Raw genomic sequence first — 1,867 nt, forward strand, 5'->3', positions numbered from 1 at the left:
TAAGATGGTCGTATAATTATAATACGTACACGTTTAAAGACAAGAAAAAAAGCACGGTAATTCAATAAAACCGTGCTTATAAAGTAGGGTCTTACGATTAGGATGTTCGCTTTAGACGATTTTCAGGGTAGTCAGACTGCCCTGGTAATCGTGGATGTTTCTACCACTAAATTGTTGATCAATATTTAGGCAAAGAGCTTTAGCGATAATATCTGCTTCTGCAGATGCAGTCATGAGAAGTCTAGCGAGTTCTATTGAATAAACATTTTGGTTATCTGGTGAGAATTCGATCCATCGAGATAGTTGTTGTATATCATCCTCTAGACACAAGAAATAATTTAAATGTGCAGGGATGTTGTGGTGGACAATTGCCATGTTTATTTTCTCAGAAAGAACAATGTATTAGGTTAAATTTAAATAAAAAAATCGAATATTTTATGACCGGCGGCAAACAATTCTGAAACTATATAGGAGAAATCTTGACTCTTTGAAATAAACCCAACTCCTCTTCTCATAACCACTTTTTTAAGGCGTTTAACCAGAAAGAGAAAGGAGGTATTCGTCAATCCTATACTTTTTTGCCTAAATATTTTGACCTTTGGTTTTTATCTTTTATTCTCTTCATGACAGGAAAGTGATTTAGATTGGCAAGTTTAATCACCCTATCCAAGACTTTCACAATTTCCCTGTTAGAAACTTTCTTGTTTGACTGAGGGGACAACATAAGTTTGACTAGTTCTTCATTGAATTCAATTTTCGGCAGTCCGTATGAGCACTTCACTCTATACAGCTGCTTCAAGGCGCTTCCTGAATTGGAATTCTCTTTGCAATCTCTAATATCACTTACAGAAAATGTGGCTCTCCCTTTCGATATAGCATTAAAGGCCGAGGCAATTTCTGTGCAAGAAAAATTGTCAAATTCGAAAGAATCTCGCCAGATCTTGATATAATCGTTTCGTGTAACATATCTGTATTGGCTATGTATCGATTTTACCTTTTTTGCAGCCTCTTTTAACTTGCTAGCATAGTTTTCATTATCAAGAATCAGGAAACTGATCGTTTGATTACTGTGTAGGTAATCCAACAGACGAAAAATAGCGCTGAAACGATCATCTTTTTTGTTGCCAGTCGCCAAGTCAACACCAGTCAGCACGACTATTTCAATACCTAGAATGCTTGGATGGACTTCATAGTATTCCTCGAATATCTTGAGAATGGCCATCTCTTCAGTTTGACCTTCTACAAGCAGTGATAGTTTAGGCCGAGGATTTAACCCAAAACGGTTAACGACATACTCTAGGTACTCACGCACATCTTTCCTTATTGACAACTCTGGTATGTGGTTTATGACAGTACCGAGCACTTCGTTGGGCGGTGGAAACTCTTCTTCGTAAATGTCTTTATTTAGCGAACTGACCATACGAGCAGCTGAGCGGATCGTTTCAGCTAATAGAGCATCCTTCTTCAATTTTGCACGCTCATCCACTGTTACGAACTGAGTGAGCTGGGCCCATTGCCACAGAGGATCACATGCCTCTAGCTCCAGGCAGAGATAATTGTAAACATGCTTAAGCTTCTGAGGTGTAAGAGCAAACAGGTTTGCAGTCTTACCAGGATTCCATTTATTTACATACTCAAACCAATCCCAATCCCAGCTCATTGATGATACCTCCAACCAATTGTCAGCATGAAATCCATTACTTGGCACACGGAAGTTTCGCAGGTCGGTTTGTGTCTTAGGGGAATCTCGAATAAATGGTTTATTCCCCAGCGTCTTTAATTATGCGATAAATATGGAAATCAGGGTCAATTCAACATTTAAATTTTCGTGTTTTTGGGGTTGCAGCGAACAACTCAATCGCCCCGA

General features: G+C 38.7%; 2 protein-coding genes. Both read right to left on the minus strand.

The features are described from left to right. Nucleotides 1–111 precede the first annotated feature (111 nt). The gene (locus tag JWH17_RS24245; RefSeq protein WP_269755910.1) at nt 112–234 is read right to left on the minus strand and encodes a hypothetical protein; all 123 of its coding nucleotides are present in this window, start codon (nt 232–234) and stop codon (nt 112–114) included. Between the two features lie 334 nt (nt 235–568). Then, complete coding sequence (locus JWH17_RS23115) at nt 569–1,660, minus strand: toprim domain-containing protein (RefSeq protein ID WP_205225064.1); 1,092 nt, start codon at nt 1,658–1,660, stop codon at nt 569–571. Between the last annotated feature and the right edge of the window lie 207 nt (nt 1,661–1,867).

The organism is Desulfogranum marinum (assembly GCF_016918565.1).
Taxonomy (GTDB): Bacteria; Desulfobacterota; Desulfobulbia; order Desulfobulbales; family Desulfobulbaceae; genus Desulfogranum; species Desulfogranum marinum.